The 20,658-nt window shown below is 41.9% G+C and carries 8 protein-coding genes and 4 pseudogenes; 3 read left to right on the plus strand and 9 right to left on the minus strand.

Annotated elements, in window-relative coordinates:
• Positions 1-1,199: 1,199 nt before the first annotated feature.
• The 5 genes and pseudogenes from JCM10512_RS08725 to JCM10512_RS08745 form a co-directional block, all read right to left on the minus strand.
• Positions 1,200-4,549, minus strand: a pseudogene (locus JCM10512_RS08725) (DEAD/DEAH box helicase).
• 8 nt (positions 4,550-4,557) lie between these two features.
• On the minus strand, positions 4,558-5,370 hold the full coding sequence (tatC, locus tag JCM10512_RS08730; RefSeq protein WP_044162277.1) for a twin-arginine translocase subunit TatC: 813 nt from the start codon (positions 5,368-5,370) through the stop codon (positions 4,558-4,560).
• A gap of 3 nt (positions 5,371-5,373) precedes the next feature.
• Complete coding sequence (locus JCM10512_RS08735) at positions 5,374-5,595, minus strand: Sec-independent protein translocase subunit TatA/TatB (RefSeq protein ID WP_044162279.1); 222 nt, start codon at positions 5,593-5,595, stop codon at positions 5,374-5,376.
• Between the two features lie 86 nt (positions 5,596-5,681).
• A complete protein-coding gene (locus tag JCM10512_RS08740) occupies positions 5,682-8,165 on the minus strand; it encodes a bifunctional UDP-N-acetylmuramoyl-tripeptide:D-alanyl-D-alanine ligase/alanine racemase (RefSeq protein ID WP_044162281.1) in 2,484 nt (827 codons plus the stop codon).
• A pseudogene (locus JCM10512_RS08745) lies at positions 8,141-9,127 on the minus strand (GSCFA domain-containing protein). Before JCM10512_RS08745 ends, JCM10512_RS08740 begins: the two are co-directional and overlap by 25 nt.
• A 383-nt stretch (positions 9,128-9,510) precedes the next feature.
• On the opposite strand from JCM10512_RS08745, the pseudogene dxs reads away from it, so the two are divergent.
• From dxs to JCM10512_RS08760, 3 genes and pseudogenes are all read left to right on the plus strand, one after another.
• Positions 9,511-11,456 (plus strand): annotated as a pseudogene (dxs, locus tag JCM10512_RS08750) (1-deoxy-D-xylulose-5-phosphate synthase).
• Position 11,457: 1 nt separating this feature from the next.
• Positions 11,458-12,797 (plus strand): annotated as a pseudogene (gene trkA / locus JCM10512_RS08755) (Trk system potassium transporter TrkA).
• Between the two features lie 27 nt (positions 12,798-12,824).
• Positions 12,825-14,276, plus strand: coding sequence for a TrkH family potassium uptake protein (locus JCM10512_RS08760; RefSeq protein WP_148298330.1), 1,452 nt, complete (start codon positions 12,825-12,827; stop codon positions 14,274-14,276).
• Positions 14,277-14,371: 95 nt separating this feature from the next.
• Here JCM10512_RS08760 and JCM10512_RS08765 read toward each other — a convergent pair whose 3' ends face one another.
• The 4 genes from JCM10512_RS08765 to JCM10512_RS08780 are packed head-to-tail and all read right to left on the minus strand — an operon-like array spanning position 14,372 to position 20,657.
• Positions 14,372-15,760, minus strand: a complete 1,389-nt coding sequence (locus tag JCM10512_RS08765; RefSeq protein ID WP_044162284.1) for an SGNH/GDSL hydrolase family protein — start codon at positions 15,758-15,760, stop codon at positions 14,372-14,374.
• A 24-nt stretch (positions 15,761-15,784) separates the two neighbouring features.
• Positions 15,785-17,320: a family 43 glycosylhydrolase gene (locus JCM10512_RS08770; RefSeq protein WP_044162286.1), complete on the minus strand. Its 1,536-nt coding sequence runs from the start codon at positions 17,318-17,320 to the stop codon at positions 15,785-15,787.
• 11 nt (positions 17,321-17,331) lie between these two features.
• On the minus strand, positions 17,332-18,468 hold the full coding sequence (locus JCM10512_RS08775) for a beta-1,2-mannosidase (RefSeq protein WP_044162288.1): 1,137 nt from the start codon (positions 18,466-18,468) through the stop codon (positions 17,332-17,334).
• A gap of 32 nt (positions 18,469-18,500) precedes the next feature.
• Positions 18,501-20,657 carry a GH92 family glycosyl hydrolase gene (locus JCM10512_RS08780; RefSeq protein ID WP_044162290.1) on the minus strand — a complete coding sequence of 719 codons (2,157 nt, stop codon included), beginning with the start codon at positions 20,655-20,657 and terminating at the stop codon, positions 18,501-18,503.
• Between the last annotated feature and the right edge of the window lies 1 nt (position 20,658).

A 20,658-nucleotide genomic window follows, 5' to 3' on the forward strand; every position in this document is an offset into this window, starting at 1 on the left:
GCATATCTAGTCATAGTCACTTTTTACCACAAACTACTGATTGACAAATCGATACAATGCGCCTACTTTTCTGAGACTGACCTATTCACTAGACAATACCGATTTCCAAAAGCTGTGTACTTAGTACCCTCTTCGGTATTAAGTCGTAAAGAACTAGAAAAAGACAAGTCAATTGATAACAGGTAGAAGCTACACAAAGTCAACTCATTGGGTCCTTTTACATAACTAGCAGTTAGGAGTATACAGTTTCGCCGCCTCGAAAATTAGTTTCATCCAGAGTTATCAACTGTTTCATAGGCATGAGAATTTTGTTTCATAAGGGTGAAACAGTTGTTTCATCACGAAGAGAATTTTGTTTCATAAGGGAGAAACACCTGAGAAAAAGGCAAGAATGTGACGAATACAACAAACTGAAGCCTTAACATACAAAGTACTTATGTCACACACCGATGATGAAATCAGGAACAAACATCGGAATAAAGTGATATTAAAAAGAAGACGCAAAATAACTCACTGATAAACAGCGCGATATACAAAAAAGTGACTATAACATAAAGTGATGTATCATTGTGCAAAGTACTTCTATCAAACCCTAAAGATGAAATTTTGGACACAGATCGGCCATATGGATATTGTACGGTGTACAAAAGAAGCCGAAAATTAAGTAGTTCTCAAGAAACAACTCCTAGCATAGAAAAATAGCGTATCATACCGATTAATGAAAGCTTTCATGGTTTAGGATCATACCGAATGACTAGCTTAGTAATCCAAATCACATCCTTTAAATTTCAAGTTCCCCTTGGTTCCAGATAAACATTTACAAAGGATGAGCAAATAAAAGAAGAAGTTAATCCGTCTCTACTTATTTTAATATGAAAGATATGTGCAAATAAAGCTTTCGATTCAATAGTAAACAGACTCGAATTGGTATAAAATAAAAAAGCCCCTTCTCACGAAGATGGCTTTTTAGGTTTACTTATCCTTTTATTTTTTTTGTAACACACTTAGGGAAACATATAAATAAAGAAAGGATAGCAAACGTTAAGATGAAAAAAGGGAAGTCTCACGACTTCCACAATTCTTCTAACCTTAAATCTAAATCTCTATGAAAAAAACGTGTTGCAAATATACGCGTTTGCAAAATATATAGGTGTTAATGAATTGCATAAAGAAAGAATAAAAACTAACAACTGCAAAAATTAGCCAATTAGCTGAGGCCCAGCTATTAATTTTAACAAACTTTCGTAGAGAGGGTTCAGTTTCAATAGCTCGGGCACGCCTGTTATGAACATTCGTTTCCGTGCACGAGTCAAGGCCACATTCAGTTTACGATCGACTAACACCCCCTCCTCTTCTGTAAGATTCGAAAGAAATTTCAACTGATAAGGATGATTCACACAGAATGAATAAATGATAATATCACGTTCACTTCCTTGAAAACGCTCAACGGTATCCACTAAGATTTGACATAGAGAAGGTATTCCTAACGTTTCTATCTCCTTTTTAATCAACGCAATCTGACTTCGATAGGGAGTAATGATTCCCAAACTGCGAGACACATTGAAGTTTTCTTTATGTTGTTCATAGATTCGGAAAGCAATTTGAGCGGCAATCCGAGCTTCCGAACGATTGACTTTGGCCGATGTTCCAAATGGTTCAGCTTGAGATGGATAAAAAATCAAACGGGGGCTTTTACTTTCTTCCAACTGATGAGGAAGCCCCACCGATATCAATTTACCATTATAGAAAGTATGATTCACAAAATTAGCGACCTCAGGATGCATACGTCCCTGCCGACAAAGCATATCGTAAGAACGGGGTGTGGAAAGAGATGTACGATAAAGTCTCTGAAATAGTGAATCTTGCAAATTACGCAAACCAATCGCAAGCAATTCTTCATCATATATTTCAGACTGTTGCGAGTTCTGCATAACAACAGCAGGAAGCTGTTTGTGGTCTCCAATCAAAATAAAGCGTCCAACAGCATCTTCTCCACTATCTCTGCGGGCAGATAATATGCCCAACAATTGTGGTTCCAGAATCTGTGTAGCCTCATCTACAATCGCTACATCAAAGCACTTCAACTTAAACAACTCCGGTTTACCCGAAATAGCGCTCACTGTGCCCACAAAGATGCGGCACTTCTGAATACGGTCGTAAACTTCCGAACGACGCGTACAGAGGCTAATTCGTTTTCGATCAGATGATCGCGATAAGCCTCATCGCAGGAGAGTTCACTACCTACACGGATAAAGTCGACTACCGGCGAAATGGCAGTAAGCGCCTTGCAAATCTCGTCAACTGCCCGGTTCGTATAAGACAGCAACAAAATCTGTGTGGACTTCTCCTGGTGGAACATCTCTACCATCTTCTTAAGAGCGCATGAAGTCTTACCTGTACCCGGAGGACCAACCAGCAAGAAATAATCCTGCGCGGCTTTCGCCTTCAAAGCCACACGCGTGAAGTCATCCGAAGCATCGGCTATCCGTGCATCCAATGATTTATCAAACCGTGGTTCGCGCTGCGACAATAAAAGGTCACGCCGACTTTGTGTAGCCGACATAAAAGCATATAACCCGTGATACATACCGCGAAAGGTTGTATCCATTACATCATGCTCAACAGCATAAAGACTATCGGCAGGAAGAACAGAGATGTTTTGCTGAGTAGCTCGCAGGCGAATGCAAATTTCCTGTTCGGTCAATATTTCAATATTACCTTTAAAAATCATTTTATTGGTAACGTTGTCCGCAGTCACATTGCGTTCATAAAGAACCACAGCATCTCCCTGTCGGAAATTAGGAAGAGCCTGCTCTTCATCGTAAGAGGCGACCGGAATAGCAAATGTAATACTTGCTTTATGCTCATTGGCTGCATTATTGTCCGTCATACGCAAATCACATAGAATCTCTCCGGACTCACATTTTTCAGTAAAAGTAGAGAGCCATAAAGCTGCTGATCCGGTACGTCCTTCATAATTTACGTCACCGGATTTAGCCGTATAAAGTTCTTTGGTGATAAAATTGTAAAGCGCATAAAAGTATTTCCTCTCCAAATCGGATAATCGCTGAAGCTTCACTTGAAACTGATCAATGGATGGACGAAGATAGGTTTCCCAAAAACGTCCCGACAAACCACGTTCATTTAAAACGGAAGCATTGATCTCATTTAGCTTTTGAGCGGTGAACTCCAGGCTATTCCGAAGTTGAACCGCAAATTCATCAGCTACGATACGATTGCGCAAGTTGATCACACGACGCACCATAGCCCAGGAAGGACGTGCCGGATAGAGCAACGGATAGCGCGTATATAGCAAGTAAGCTTTCACCTTTCGGTGATCCATTCCCATAGAGTACTGAAGTACTGCCTGATACAATAGCATCTGAACTTTATTATTCTCTTTCGGCTCAATCTTTCCGCGAATCGCATATTCATCGGCCTTACCCGACTTCATTTCAATGAACGAGGACATATCACGTTGCATATAGTCAAGCCGCCCCTGAAGTCCAAGCGCTTCACAGATATAAGCAGGTTCCAGCACCGCATCAGTTTTATCCAATTCGTAGCCCGGAGCATGAAACGTTTCATGAACTGTTTCACGAATATGATCAAAATGGAGTTTACAATCATCAAAGAACTGGCGCTCTTTCTCCTGATCACGCAGGTCGGAGCAAGCGGCCAATTCAATAGGATAGCGACGGAAAGCTTTCTGCATACTCTTCCGGTAATCGACTTCTCCGTCAGCGTGAATCCATTCGTCCAAAAAAAGGTTGGCTATATTTCCCAGAAGTAATGGACGCGCATTCTCTATCGGCTGTAAACGAGAAAGGAAATAGTTGCCGGGATGATGCCCGTAATCCCGATAACATTCGGCCAACGAACTGATATCAAGCAGGAAATCGGGCTCCAATACAATAAAGGAAGGGGTAAGCAGACCGGAATCGTCAATTCCTACATCCAACAGGTTGACTTGTGCATGCTTCCAAAGCAATCGACAGGTGTCGGCAAACTCTTCGTTTACCTGCGGAACATTATAACGTACACGCAAAGGCTGCTCGGCAATGTCGTCTAAACCCGTTACATATAGATATTGTTCGTCCGCGTACTGAAAGCAGACCCGCATTCGCTGTACCCGTTTACGAGCAGGAGGTGCTACGATATAAGTAGCATCAGTTCGCGGCAGTAAACGATACAACTCAGCCGGTATTTCCTCACCGGATAGTTTACGAATAAAGAAAGCCAGTGTTTTTGCATCCCGCAACAAATTTGTCCGTTCCGGCTCTGCCCGACGGTTCAGAATTGCATTGGACATCAAACGAAATGTATGAAGCCGGTTTTGCTCCACCACAGTAAGCCCAACTTTTGCCGAAACAAAACTGATGCGAGCGGAAAGGTCGGTCATCTGCAAACTTTCGTTATGCATTTGAGTGCGACAAAGCCTATCAAGCAGATCGCGCATCTGTTTATAACCAACCCCCAGTTGTAAATCAGACAGGTTGCAAACCGCCTGAAGCAAATCATAAGATTCTCTTCCTTCGTTCTGCTCCATATCCTAAATTACTCTTCTACAAGTTCGATGTCGTCTTCCGTTTTCTTTTTGTCTTTTATCATAAGAATACTCATCTCGTATAAAAGATAAAGCGGAATAGCAACTACACTCAAGGTAAAAGGATCGCCTGTCGGAGTAATAATAGCAGATGCAACAACAATTATAACGATTGCATGACGTCGATATTTACGTAAGAAAGTCCGATCCACCAATCCCATTAATGAAAGTAGCCAAGTAACCAAAGGTAGTTCAAAGGCCAATCCCATACAGAGCACCAACATCATGAAGTTGTCTATATATGAGTTGAGAGAAAGGATATTCTCTACTTCAGCACTCAGCTGATAAGTCGACAGAAAACGAAGTGCCAACGGATAAACCATGAAGTAGCCTAACAACACTCCGATAAAAAACATTCCAGTGCCTAAAGTTAATGCTTTTTGCACTCCTTTTCGTTCATTTGGGTAAAGAGCAGGACTGATAAACCGCCAAACTTCATAAAACAAATAAGGCATAGCGGTCACTATCGACATCCAAAAAGCTGTCGACATGTGAATAAAGAAAGGAGCTGCCAGATTGATATTGACCAACTTCACATGAAACTCTTGTGTAAAGAAGTCATCCGTCAAGTTAAACCTTTCACCTATATATCGCAATAAATCATAGAAAATGAAATCATTGTGGCAAGGCGCAAGTATTACATGGTCGAATAAGTAAGGCATGGCAATAAAATAACCTATTGCCAGCACAAACCAAACTCCAATAACGCGAAAAAGTACCCGGCGCAAATCATCCAGATGATCCCAGAAGGTCATTTCCGCCATTGTTTATTCTTTCTTTGCAGTATTGGCAGGTTCGTCAATTTCGTCTTTGGCTTTATTTATCTCATCTTTCGCCTCGTTTACGCCATCTTTGAAACTTTTGACTCCTTTACCCAAGCCACGCATCAATTCGGGAATCTTCTTTCCCCCGAAAAGGAGTAGGATAACAAGAGCAATAATGATCCATTCGGAACCACTTGGCAAAAAGCCTAATAATAAATTCGTCATACGGTTAGATTTATAGGGTGATATTAATTAGTGCAAATATAGATAAAAACAATAAATGGTACATAGTATGGAAGAAATAATTGCATTTATTCCTGATAATAGACTCGTTTTACCCGCGCCGAGATATTGGTCAATACCTCGTAAGGGATTGTATCTAGTTTATCGGATAAAACCGTTATCGGCAAATCATCTCCAAAGATAATAGCTTTGTCTCCTTCAGTGCAATCGATATCTGTCACATCGATCATGCAGACATCCATACAGATGTTGCCGACATAATAGGCCTTCTTGCCATTTACCAAGCAATATGAATTCCCACGCCCGAGATGACGGTTCAATCCGTCAGCATAGCCAATCGGAATAGCGGCAATTCGGGAAGGTCGGGTAAGATGCCCCATACGGCTGTATCCTACGGTATCTTCCTGGGGAACATCCCTTACCTGAAGAATGGTCGTTTTTAATGTACTCACATTGTGAATGATCGAATTATCAATCGGGCTGATGCCATACAATCCGATACCCAAACGTACCATATCAAATTGTGCTTCCGGGAAACGCTCAATACCCGCCGTATTACAAATGTGACGTAAAACCTTATGCGGAAATGCGTTCTGCAACTCCTGTGAACCTTTCGTAAATAAAGCAATTTGCTGACGAGTAAAGAAATCAAAGTCCGGCGAATCACTTCCTACAAAGTGAGAAAACACCGAACGGAGTATTACAGCACTTTGATTTTTCAGACGACGAATCAATTTCGGTATATCTTCAATCGCAAAGCCCAAACGATGCATACCCGTATCTAGTTTCACATGGATAGGTAGGTTGGTTATACCTTCTTTTTCTGCTGCATGAATTAAAGCATCGAGCAAATAGAAGTTATAGACCTCCGGTTCAAGCTTATAGTCGAACATAGTTTTGAAAGCACTCAATTCGGGGTCCATTATAATAATAGAAGAGGTAACCCCTGCTTTACGCAATTCGGACCCTTCATCGGCTACGGCTACAGCAAGGTAGTCTACATGGTGTTCTTGCAACGTCTTAGCCACTTCATACGAACCGGCACCATAAGCCGAAGCTTTGACCATACAAATAACCTTTGTCTCAGGATGCCGCAGCATCGCACGATAATGGTTTAGGTTATCGACCATTGCTTGCAGGTTTACTTCCAGAATGGTTTCATGAACTTTCAGAGCCAATTCTTCGGTAACCACGTCAAAATTGAAGATACGCGATCCTTTTACCAGAATTACTTCATCTCGCAATGTTCTAAACACTTCGGAAGTCAGCAAAGACGGGGTGTCGGGAAAGAAATAGTGTTCGTCTGTTTCTTCAAAGCAGGAAGCGCAGAGAGAGAGTTCAGGGCCAACTCCTATTAATTTGTCTATTCCACGATTCTGTATCAGTTGGGCTACGCGTTCATAGAGTGACAGCGGTTCTTGCCCGGTTTCCAGTAAATCGGATAAAATCAGCGTTCGCTTCAAACCATTCTTTTCCGAACGACGCACTAAAAAATCGAGTGCGATATCCAACGAAGCCAGATCAGAATTATAGCTATCATTAATAAGCACACACCCTCGTTTACCTTCTTTTACTTCAAGCCGCATAGCAATAGGTTCTAAACGAGCCATTCTTTCGGTTACTTGATCGGCTGGGGTCATTAAGTAGAGACAGGCAGCAAGGCAGTTCAAAGCATTCTCAATAGAAGCATCATCGACGAAAGGGATGCAAAAAGTATTATCCATTCCCAGATAATGGTAAGAAATGACGGAATGATCTTCTTTTTTAATCACCCTACTAATATAAAGCGGGCGCTCCATATCCGTACGACTCCAAGCTATTTCGCGCGCAGTAAGCATGGATTTCATAACACAATTGCAAATCAACTCGTCGTCGCCGTTGTAAATTACCACTTCACAGTCTTTAAAGAGACTGAGTTTCTCCATACATTTCTCCTGTAAAGAAGCGAAGTTTTCTTGATGTGCACCACCTATATTTGTCAAGATACCAATAGATGGTTTGATTATTCGCTGAAGAGTATCCATCTCTCCCATTTCGGAGATACCGGCCTCGAAGATTCCGAGTTCAGCATCTTCATTCAATTGCCATACTGAGAGTGGAACACCTACTTGCGAATTATAACTGCGTGGCGAACGAACAATGTTACGATCGGGACTGAGTAATTGATGCAACCACTCTTTCACAATAGTCTTTCCGTTACTTCCTGTCACACCGATTACCGGTATCTGAAACTTTTCGCGATGTATTTCCGCCAGTTTTTGTAAAGCTTGCAACGGGTTAGCTACAAACAAAACATTTAGATCCTCCCAGTTTTCTTGCTTGATCTTTGCATAGTCTTGTTCCCTAACCACAAAGTTTCGTACGCCTCGGTCATATAATTCAGAAATATAACGCGCACCATTATTACGGTGGCTAACCAAAGCGAAGAAAAGGGTTTCCTCGGGAAAAGAGAGAGAGCGGCTGTCGGTCAACAACCAGTCAATCATTGCGTCGTGTTTTCCAATACGACGTGCACCGATATATTCGGCTATAGTTTCAATCGCATATGACATAATTCGATTTCTTTTTGAAATTCTAAGTACGGGCATTTTGTGCCTAGTCGTTCTATTTTTAACACTATTTGTTCTAAAAAGCGCTGATAAGCTTCTGATTCGGGATGAAAAGGTTTATGAGCCAAATCACGTTCTATCTCTTCAACCTCTGCCATCAACTGCTTGGTCTGCGATGAAAAGAAAGTCTCCGAAAAGCGTTCCCATAAATAACGAATTGCCAGAGTAGAGGGATGAAGCATATCATCTGCATAAAAACGGTAATCACGTAATTCATCTATCACAATTTCATAGGAAGGAAAGTAAAACACCTTATCTGGGAAAAGCAGCTTCAAGTGCTCAATCGCCAATAATAAAGTCGCCTTACTCAACTGGTTGTCCAGCATCCCGTCTCGCACGTGGCGAATAGGCTAACTGTTAATAATATTTTCAGACGATCATTACGCATAATCATCCCAGTTAGTAAAGAGGTATATTCAGTTACTATTTCTTCCACCGTCAATCGCCGACGGATAAATTGATCTTCCGGAAGTTTATGGCAATTCCCCACAATCTTTCCAGTTTTCTTTTGTTCGTAAACATAGGCCGTACCCCAAGTCAACATCAGCCAATCAAGTTCGGGATAGGTTTGATGAGCGGAAATGATACGCGTGTTGATATTATGCAAGGCCGCTTCCTGAGTCGAAGCAGAAAACGAACCGTGATGCATCGGGCTATGCCAGTTTTCTTTATAAAAAAACAAGTCGGTTTCCGTATAATTATATCCGCTGGCAATCGTCTTTAATGCTTCTGCCACAGACATGGATTATACAAAATGCCAAATGGATTCATATCCAGCCGGAATTTTCGGGCGGTCAGTAATGCGCTATATTCTCAGCAAAACAAGAACCCAACATGAGTACACGTCCTTCATATGTAATAGCAGGCAGACTCTTCGGCAATTCCACTACTGTTCGGAACTCTATGTTGTTCTTTACAGACATCTCATTTTATTTTCCATTTCTAAATGCAAAGGTATAAATTCCACTTCGGAAAGTATCGTTTGCTATGCGTTTTCTAAGAATTTGCTAATATCTTTAACCCGTATTAATGAAAAAAAAGAAAAACAATGCGATAAAAGGAACATAAGCCAACTTCTCTTTGTTATCATAAGCAATCCGGTAAACCAAATATGGGAGATAAGAACTAAACACATGTAACACCCTATTCGGACGGGGTTATCGGGCTTTTCACACAGTATGCCAAGGTTCTTTACCAGAGGCTTTAGCGGTCTCTCGGACAAGTTTTCATATAAAAAGTGACTAGCTTCCGCTTTCTTTTACTACTTTTGCATAAATTTCCTCGAATCATGAAGAATGAACCGACATATAACTTGCTTAAGACAATCGACTATCCCGAGGATCTGCGCCGGTTAGATGCAGAGCGACTCCCGGATATATGTGATGAATTAAGACAAGATATCATAAAAGAACTGTCCTGTAATCCGGGCCACTTTGCAGCCAGCTTGGGAACAGTGGAGTTGACTGTAGCATTGCATTACGTCTACAATACACCTTATGACCGTATTGTGTGGGATGTAGGGCATCAGGCTTATGGTCATAAGATTCTCACAGGCCGCCGGGAAGCATTTTTCACCAACCGGAAACTAGGAGGTATTCGTCCTTTTCCATCTCCGGAGGAAAGCGAGTACGACACATTTACGTGTGGACATGCTTCTAATTCTATTTCCGCAGCTCTCGGCATGAGCGTTGCTGCTTCTCAAAAAGGAGAAAAAGACCGTCATGTGGTAGCAGTTATTGGCGATGGTTCGATGAGCGGAGGCTTGGCCTTTGAGGGGCTTAACAATGCCTCGACTACTCCCAACAACCTACTTATCATACTGAATGATAACGAAATGGCAATAGATCGTAGCGTAGGTGGAATGAAACAATATCTCTTTAACCTAACTACATCCAACCGATATAATCAGTTGCGTTTCAGAGCATCACGCATCTTATTCAAACTGGGTATTCTGAACGAGGAACGCCGCAAAGCGTTAATTCGCTTTGGCAATAGCCTAAAGTCAATGGCCGCCCAGCAACAAAATATTTTTGAAGGAATGAATATTCGTTACTTCGGCCCTATAGATGGACATGATGTAAAGAATCTCACACGCGTACTGCATGATATTAAGGACATGAAAGGTCCGAAGATCTTGCATCTACACACGACAAAAGGAAAAGGGTTTGCTCCTGCTGAGAAACATGCTACCGAATGGCATGCACCAGGCAAATTTGATCCGGTTACCGGCAAACGCTTTGTAACCAATACCGATGGAATGCCCCCACTCTACCAAGATGTGTTTGGTAACACACTGGTAGAACTCGCTAAAGCTAATTCGAAAATAGTAGGCGTCACACCAGCAATGCCCTCCGGATGTTCTATGAATATATTAATGTCAAAGATGCCTAAACGGGCTTTTGATGTCGGTATTGCGGAAGGCCATGCTGTCACCTTCTCCGGAGGATGGCAAAAGACGGACTATTACCTTTCTGCAATATCTATTCTTCATTCATGCAGCGAGCCTATGACAATATTATCCATGATGTAGCTATTCAAAAGCTAAATGTAGTATTCTGCCTCGATCGTGCCGGACTCGTTGGAGAGGATGGACCTACGCATCACGGAGTTTTCGATATGGCTTGTTTACGTCCGGTTCCGAATTTAACCATTGCTTCACCAATGGATGAACATGAACTACGGCGACTTATGTATACCGCACAATTACCCGACAAAGGACCTTTTGTTATTCGTTATCCACGAGGAAGAGGTGTTCTTGTCGACTGGCAATGCTCATTGGAAGAAGTTTCTGTCGGCAAAGGGCGTAAACTACGGGATGGAAAAGATTTCGCAGTAATCTCCATCGGGCCAATCGGAAATACAGCAGCCCGCGCTATAGAACAGGCGGAAATTAAAACCGGACTTTCAATCGCTCATTATGATCTGAGATTCCTCAAACCTTTGGACGAGGAGTTGCTACATGAAGTAGCCCGTAAGTTCCGCCATATCATAACCATTGAAGACGGCATTATAAAAGGAGGAATGGGAGGTGCCATTCTTGAATTTATGGCAGACAATGGATATAATCCAACTGTAAAACGGATAGGTATTCTTGATCAGTTTGTGGAACATGGCTGTGTGAATCAATTGTATCATCTCTGCAGTATGGATGAGGAAGGACTTTTAAAAACACTTCTCAAGCAATGTCATATATTCGCTCCGTGCCTAACAGAGATAAAAGAACTAAATATTTGAAATGAAGATTATTATTGCCGGTGCCGGTAATGTCGGTACGCACTTGGCCAAGCTACTATCACGCGAAAAGCTAGACATTATCTTAATGGATGATGACGAAGAGAAACTAAGCACACTTAGTTCCAATTTCGACTTATTAACCGTTGTAGCTTCTCCTTCTTCTATCGCCGGATTGAAAGAAGTAGGAATCAAGGAGCTTATCTCTTTATCGCCGTTACACCCGACGAAAGCCGGAACATGACCGCATGTATGCTAGCTACCAATCTGGGGGCTAAAAAGACAGTTGCACGTATCGACAATTACGAATATCTGCTACCAAAGAACAAAGAGTTCTTTCAAAAGCTTGGTGTCGACTCACTGATTTATCCCGAGATGCTTGCCGCCAAAGAGATTGTCTCTTCCATGCGAATGAGTTGGGTGCGCCAATGGTGGGAGTTTTGCGGAGGAGCGTTAATCCTAATCGGAGCCAAAATGAGAGAGAAAGCAGAAATTCTCAATATTCCACTCCACCAGTTAGGTGCAAGTAACCCGCCCTACCATGTAGTAGCCATCAAACGAGGAACAGAAACCATTATTCCTCGGGGAAATGATGTAATCCAGCTCTATGATATTGTTTACTTTACTACCACCCGCAAATACATCCCTTATATCCGGAAAATAGCCGGAAAAGAAGACTATGCCGATGTACGCAACGTTATGATTATGGGGGGAAGTCGCATCGCTGTGCGAACAGCCCAATATGTACCCGACTATATGCAAGTAAAAATCATAGAGAATGATCTTAACCGCTGCAATCGTCTGACTGAATTATTAGATGATAAAACGATGATTATCAATGGGGATGGCCGAGATATGAATCTTCTCATCGAAGAAGGATTAAAAAACACAGAAGCCTTTGTCGCCCTGACCGGAAACTCAGAAACAAATATTCTCGCCTGCCTGGCCGCCAAACGCATGGGTGTGGAAAAAACCGTAGCTGAGGTAGAGAATATTGACTACATCAGCATGGCAGAAAGTCTGGATATAGGAACTGTTATCAATAAAAAAATGATTGCTGCCAGCCACATCTATCAAATGATGTTGGAAGCGGATGTATCGAACGTAAAGTGTCTTACTTTTGCCAATGCAGATGTTGCAGAATTTACCGTAGCGGCAGGAGCTAAAATAACCAAACATCTCATCAAAGACTTGGGCCTTCCTAAGGGAGCCACTATCGGGGGGATGATCCGTAATGGCGAAGGAATGCTGGTAAATGGAGATACGCAGGTGAGAGCAGGTGATCACGTTGTCGTATTCTGCCTAGATATGATGATTAAAAAAATCGAAAAATACTTCAACTAACAGAAGAGTTTTTCTTTAAATAGCATTATGATCAATTCAAAGATGATATACCGTATCATGGGATTTCTATTATTGATAGAAACTGCCATGATATTATGTTGCGCAGGCGTTTCCATGATTTACAAAGAAAACGATTTGCAAAGTTTTTTATATGCTGCCGCCATCACCACCATCGTAGGCTTCTTACTCTTACTCATTGGAAGAGGCGCGGAAAAACAGTTGAGCCGCCGCGACGGTTACGTTATTGTCACAGTATCCTGGATCGCTTTTTCTCTCTTCGGCATGTTACCTTTCTATCTGAGTGGATACATTCCTAACATCACAGATGCTTTCTTTGAAACGATGTCTGGTTTCAGTAGTACCGGAGCCACAATTCTGAATAACATAGAGTCTCTACCACATGGCCTACTTTTTTGGCGCTCAATGACTCAATGGATCGGTGGTCTGGGAATCGTATTCTTCACGATTGCTGTACTTCCCATATTCGGTGTAGCCGGTATTCAGATATTTGCAGCTGAAGCCAGTGGACCGACTCACGATAAAGTACATCCCCGGATTGGTGTTACTGCTAAATGGATATGGAGTATCTATGCCGGAGTAACCGGTTTACTAATCATCTTATTGGTACTGGGAGGAATGGATATTTTTGATAGTATATGCCATGCTTTCGCAACAACGGGAACCGGTGGTTTTTCGACTAAACAAGCTAGTATTGCTTACTACAACTCCGCGTATATAGAATATGTAATCTCAATATTCACATTCTTGTCCGGAATCAACTTCACGATCTTATTACTATTAGTGAATGGAAAATTAAAGAAATTCATCCACGACGACGAACTGAAATGGTATACCACCTCAGTGGTAGTTTTCACCATATTCATAGCCGTATGCTTATACCACACTCATCCGATAACTCTGGAAAAGGCTTTTCGGGATTCTCTATTTCAGGTAATCTCTTTGCATACTTCCACCGGATTTGCCACCACTGACTATATGACTTGGCCTCCTATACTCTGGGGTAGCCTTATCATTGTTATGATTATTGGCGCTTGTGCCGGAAGTACTACCGGAGGTATTAAATGTATTCGCATGGTTATATTGACTAAGGTCTCCAAAAATGAGTTTAAACATATACTCCACCCCAACGCAGTACTTCCCGTAAGAGTAAACAAACAAGTAATCTCACCTTCATTACAATCAACCGTATTAGCTTTTACGTTTCTCTATCTGGTAATCATCATCATAAGTACTTTAGTGATGATGGGACTCGGAGTCGGTTTCCTCGAATCTCTGGGAACTGTTGTTTCCAGTATCGGAAATATGGGACCGGGACTCGGACTTTGCGGCCCTGCCTATTCGTGGAGTGACCTGCCAGACACTGCCAAATGGCTACTGTCCTTTCTGATGTTACTCGGACGTCTGGAGTTATTCACGGTACTCCTGCTATTTACTCCGGGATTCTGGAAAAGAAACTAACTAAAAAAAGTCTAGAGCAGCCTCTACCGTACTGGTAATGTAACTACTCTAGACTATATAGATATGGGGAATACTCAGTAACTACCTATTATTTCTCATCTCTCTGCTTTTCGAAGAACGATTTTTCTGACAACTGGTTTATTCACTTCATAAATCTTATTGATGAAAACGTCCATTTCTTGTTCGCGAGCATCACGTACAGCTTCAAACATCATCTTGGAATACATATCCCGACGACCTTTCAGCCAGATATTCTTCTCCAGATTCTCATCCATTACTTCAATAGCTTTCCTGTCATTAGCAAATAGCAAACCTTTCTCTTGGAAGAAACCGAACTGACACCACACATATTCTCTGAAATTCTTTTCAATTTCCCACCGATATTCATTGAGATGCATCACAGTCAATGCCTGTTGATATTGAGGAGTCTTTGATTCAGCCGCCAGATTGATACCTTTAGCCAACTCATCAGCATTCCATGTACCTATTTCCTCGTTATCAATCAATAACCGATAAGCACCTTTCAGACCTGTGACTTTCAACATTTCGCGATTCATCTCGTCCATAAAAGGCACAACTTTGACTCCATCTGCCTGACTCATTTTAGCACCCCAACCACGTGCTATCGTATCCAAAGGGTAAGGTAATGATTCAGCTAAATAATCAAAACTTAGCTCTTTGCCTATCTTCTTTATATTGGAAACGATACAGTTCTCAGCTTTTACGGTTTGTGTCTTAGAAGCATTAATTTCGATGTTTGCGACATCTTTTCCAGCAAAGCCTTGTGCCTTTAAGAAGAGATAGGCCATAACCATATGCCCGGCATTATCCGGATGAATTCGATCATTACCACAAAGTGTAAATGAAGGATCTTTCTGCTGGTTTTGCTGATTCAAGGCTACCATTGGTGCATTCCAGTCAACGAACTCCCATCCGTTCTTCGCTGCAGACTCTCTTTGATAGTCTATGATTCGCTTCATCGTTTCATTTTTAGCCTTGAAAGGAGTATTGTCTTTGATTTGAGCGGTTTCATCATACGGTGAAGTTCCCGTCATGACAATACGCGTATCAGGCAATCCTTGCAGACGTTTTTCCATCATCTGATAGTTCTTAATAGACTCCTGGTACTTCTGCTCACCGAACTCTTTCCCGTTATCTCCATTATATTCAAAATAACCGGAATCATTCATACCGAAAGTGACCATCAACACAGATGGCTTCATACTAAAGATATCACCATCCAATCGTTTGTTCATATCATACGCTGTATCTCCGCCAATCCCTCCGTTTAATATACGTATAGGCATATCGGGGAAATGAGTCATATAATACAGCCAAATATACGAATGATAATGTCCACCGTCTGTGATACTATTTCCTAAGAATACGGCTCGTTCGCCTTCACGGAACGGTTTCACATGTTGAGCCAATGTTGTTCCACATGCGATAAAAATAGCCATCGCCAATACTAAAATCTTTTTCATGCTCTTATTTTTTATAATACTATATTATTTATTTATCATCTTAAAGTAATCAAACTCTGCCGGTGCTTCTTTCTCACCAATATGCAATAAACCTGGTCGCTGTACTCTATCCCAACGAGCTAGAAATTCACCATGCAAAGGAGTCGTCAGTACCTCCTGCCACTTCTTGCCATCCAAACTCATATAGAATCGGAGGATGCAGCCTCCCTCTACTTCGAACTTCAAATAAATGTCCTTCGCACTATAAGCAACTTCGTAGTGCACGACTTCAACACCATCTTTGACACTCTTCAACAAGAGCCGCTGCCCGGAAAGCCCCCATGCAATCAAATTCTTATCATCTCCATATAAGGTTAGCCCTTTCAAACTCTCATTGGCATTAGCAACCTTCGTTTCACACGCATAATGAGGAGATTGAGGGCGCAAACACAAAGCAGTTCCATATTTATTTTCCCCTTTCGAACTACCTGACAAATATAATTTCCCTTTCTTTATCACTGTGTGGATTTCTGAGTAAGGGTAATTCCATGTCCACTCCACTTTTAAATCTTTCCCATTAAAACGATCTTCAAAATCAGGCAATTCTTTTTGAATAACTCCTTTAAAAGGAACAGGCTGTTCGGTAATAGCCAAGTTTCCGGTTTTAAAGCGTACCCAATGATCAGCAGTCATTTCCATTTCCTGTAGAATCGGTTGTCTACCACCATAGAATCCCTCTCCTTTTAAATACGCATGACACATATAGAACATCCGCCTATCAGGAGATATCACAACCGTACCATGGCCACATGAGAGATAATCACCTTCTCCTCCATGCAAGACAGGGTTTCCCGCGTATTTCTCATAAGGTCCCTCAAAGTTCTTTGCTCGGGCTACACAGACATCATAATCACTCTGAGAACCACAACAACTATGAGTAGAGTAGACGATATAATAATAATCTCCATTCTTAAAGTGATACTGTCCTTCCATTCCGATCTCCTCATCATCTATCAATAAAGAAAAAGGTTCTCCTTCCATTCTCAACCCATCAGCCGACAATCTAGATGCCAGTAGTTCTATGGGGCGTCTATCCAACCCATAAGCTTTCCAACTAACATAAAGCTGACCGTTATCATTGTAAACAAATGCATCAATAGCTTCTTTCCCGTATTCCACCAATGCCCCATGATCCGTAAACTCATTTAAAGGAGAACTAGCAGTAGCTACTCCAACATATGAAATTCCGGTACTTTTCTGGCGAGCGGTATAGTAGCAATACACTTTGTTAGCATAATAAAACAGTTCCGGTGCCCAAAAAGAATTAAGAGTCCACTCCGGTTGTTTTGTAAAGACATGCCCTTTTTGTTTCCAATTAACCAGATCCTTCGATGTGAATACCGGATAATGGGGTGCCCATTCCGACGAAGTCCCAGTAGCATAATACGTGTCATCTATCCTGATAATCGAAGGATCTGCCATATCTCCACGAATCACCGGATTTTTGAATATCGTTTTTTCTTGCGCCGTAAGCTGCTGTACAAGAAAAGTCAACAACAAATAGTATGCTATCTTTTTCATCTGTATATATGTTATTTAATAGGATTATAGACTGCAACCCCCACGCGGGAATCAGCACAACCATAATACAAGAACCATTTCTGGTGATGGTATACCAAACCTTCAATAAAGACGGTTCCGGCCGGATACTGTCCGCTCTTCTCAAAGTCCGATTCGGGGATATAGAATGGTTTATCCAAACGATCGATCAGTTTAGTAGGGTCTTTAGCATCGAACAGAGCTTGTCCGGCACAATAAGAGTTAGCAGTATATAATGTATCCCCTTCAGTACCCGCTTTATTCTTTCCATTATAAAGCAATAAGATACCTTGTTCAGTAATTACTGCCGGAGGACCACATTCCGTCAGTTCGCTATCAAACTTACCCTGCCGGGGAAGCATCACTTTCAGAAAGTCCTCGTTTACATCTAATAAGGGTTGCCAGTTTATCATATCCGTAGAAGTAGCCACATTGACAAACTTCTCTCCCCAATACATCCAGTATTTGCCGTCAATCTTTGCAATCACTTGTTTTCCATTAACCACTTTTGTTATAATGGAAGCTGACTTGGAAAACTCATTCACAAAACGACCATTATATGCTTTGGCAAATGCCGGTCCATGTTTCTCCCACTCTTGCAAATTTCGAGAAGTAGCTACCGCCAATCGAGCTTGCTTCCGGTTCCACTGCGTATAAAGCATCACATACAAACCATCTTCTGTTACCGCAACCCGAGGATCTTCGCAACCTCCCGGGCACTCTAACTCCTTCTGGGTATCCTCTCCCGGGTAAAGAACCGGTACACTTTGTCTGGAAAAATGCAATCCATCTTCCGAATAAGCATAACCCAAGCGAGAAGTACGGCTACCAATTCCTACAGCCGAATTATCTTCGGCCCGATAAAGAACGATCACCTTCCCATCATAAATAGTGGCTGCAGGATTGAATGTATCACTAGCTTCCCATGCTACAGAGTCTTGCCTCATCGGGCAATAGAAGTAGGTGGTAGAATCCGGGGAAATAATCGGGTTAATCTCTGCCGGACGTTGAAAATCGGTCCACGCCCAATCTGGGAATTCAGATGAATGTTTAGTGCTACTTCCACTACACGACAACATGAGACTCACTGTCACGAACAAACATACCTTATTTAAAAAAGACTTTTTCATACTATAAATACTTTTTTATTCATTTCACTCAATTAAGGAAAAGACGGAGGAAGTATCTTTGCCCCCCACTTCATATCCGGTTTACCTGAAGTTCCATACTCAATCGTTGCACCTTTACAAAGTCGTTCCCAATCAAGCCATGTACTGTCATACGGTTTCCCATCTAGTTTCATCGACTTTATATAGATATTCTTTTCCGAACCACCCTTTATCACAAGGTCTCCTTCTTTTAAGTGTACTTTAACTGATGGAAAGATGGGAGTGTTTATAGTCAGTCCACCAATTCCCGGTATCTCCGGATACAAACCAATACAGGCAAAAACATACCACGCCCCCATCGTCCCTAAATCGTCATTACCGGGCAACCCATCTATTTTACTAGAATATTGTTCATTTAGTACGCGATTAATCACAGCCTGCGTCTTATAAGGGCAACCAATCCAATTGTATATCCATGGGATATGAAAGCTAGGCTCATTGCCCGAAGCAAACCAAGCATCATTGTAGCCTGCATCCAAACGAGTAAAGAACTCATCCAGTCGTTTTTCAGCTTTACTATTTCCGCCTATAATTTCCACTAACCCGGCAATATCATAAGGAACCATCCAAAAATAATTTTTGTAAGTCGATTCTCTAAAATCGTCAGTCAAAGGTTTCCACGAGCCATCAGAATTGCGAGATTGCAGCCAACTTGTTTCTGGATTATATAGATTTTTCCACGAACGAGCAAAATGAAAATAACGCCAACTGGCAAACTCATCACCAACAGCCCGCAACGCAAATTGCCCAATAGCAAAGTCTGCCGAAGTATATTCAAGTTGTATAGAAGCATCATAGTACCCTTTATCTAAATACTGCCTCAACCCCGGACGCGTTTCGATTGCTTGCGACTTTGCTCCCGGCTCTTCCGCACCCTTTCTCATTATCTTGAGAATTGGTTTCGGATCATAGTTGCGTGCACCAAAAGCATATGCATTTGAAATTAAGACAGAAGTCGGATCACCTTGCATCACACCCGTTTCTATATTTGCCATCACCCAGCGTGGGAAAGAGCCACCCGACTCCTCAGCAAACAATTGATGAGAGACAACTATATCAGAAGCGACTTCCGGATCTAACATCGCCAACAACTGGATCTGCGTACGATATGTATCCCAATTACTAAAAGAAGTATAATGCTTCGTACGCGACTTATGTACTCTGAAGTCAGCTCCTATATATTCTCCATTTACGTCACTACATACATTTGGGTGGATAAAAGAGCGATATAGGTGTGTATAGAACTGAGTGATCCGATCAGGATTGCTCCCTTCCACTTCAATCTTACCTAAATAGTGATTCCATTTTGTCTCTGCCTGAGACTGAATCTGCGCAAAGTCCCATCCGCCATTTTCTGCTTTCAGGTTTTCACGTGCATTTTCTACCGAGACATAAGAAACGCCAATCTTATATTGGATGTTTTTCTTCTTGCTGACATCAAATGTGAAATAAACGCCGGAGTAATCACCTTCCGCAAAAGTCGTATTTGGCTTCAACTCATTTCTTTTCCAAGTTCCTGATTCCAACGCATCTGTATTGAATTCCGCAACAAAATACACCTTATACGGTGTACGAAGGCCACAAAAGTTCCCACCTTCCGCATACCCTTCACATTTATTCGGTGCAGTGATTACGATAGCCGCCTGCTCAATCGGAGTTGCCGAGATCCCTCCACCAATAATTACCGTACCATATTCTTGACCTGCCGGATACTCATAAGCAGCCATACCTGTTCGCTCAGTTACAGTCAGCATTGCTTTGATATTTTCTTGCACCATAGCTTCGTAATAGCCGGCATGCCCCTGTTCCTCTGTTATATTAATACGGTGATCTAAGAAGTTTCCGGGAGAAGTTTTCAACTTCCCCTTTAGCGGAAAAGTAGGGAAATTCCCCATATGTTCACACCCTGCGCCACTTAGTTGGTTGATAACAAACCCGGAACGCTTGGAAAAGTAAGAAGGAGTGAACTGTACCATGCCATAGGGGTAGGTTGCTCCGGGATAAAGATATCCCGAAGTCAGACCGATTCCTTTCGTACCTATTAGTGTATTCACCTGACGGGCATAACTATCACCCGTATTCTGTGCCGATACACTCCATCCTACTCCAATCAAGACCAATAATAAACCAACTAATACTCTATTTTTCATA

This window comes from Bacteroides reticulotermitis JCM 10512, assembly GCF_000517545.1.
GTDB classification, from domain to species: Bacteria; Bacteroidota; Bacteroidia; order Bacteroidales; family Bacteroidaceae; genus Bacteroides; species Bacteroides reticulotermitis.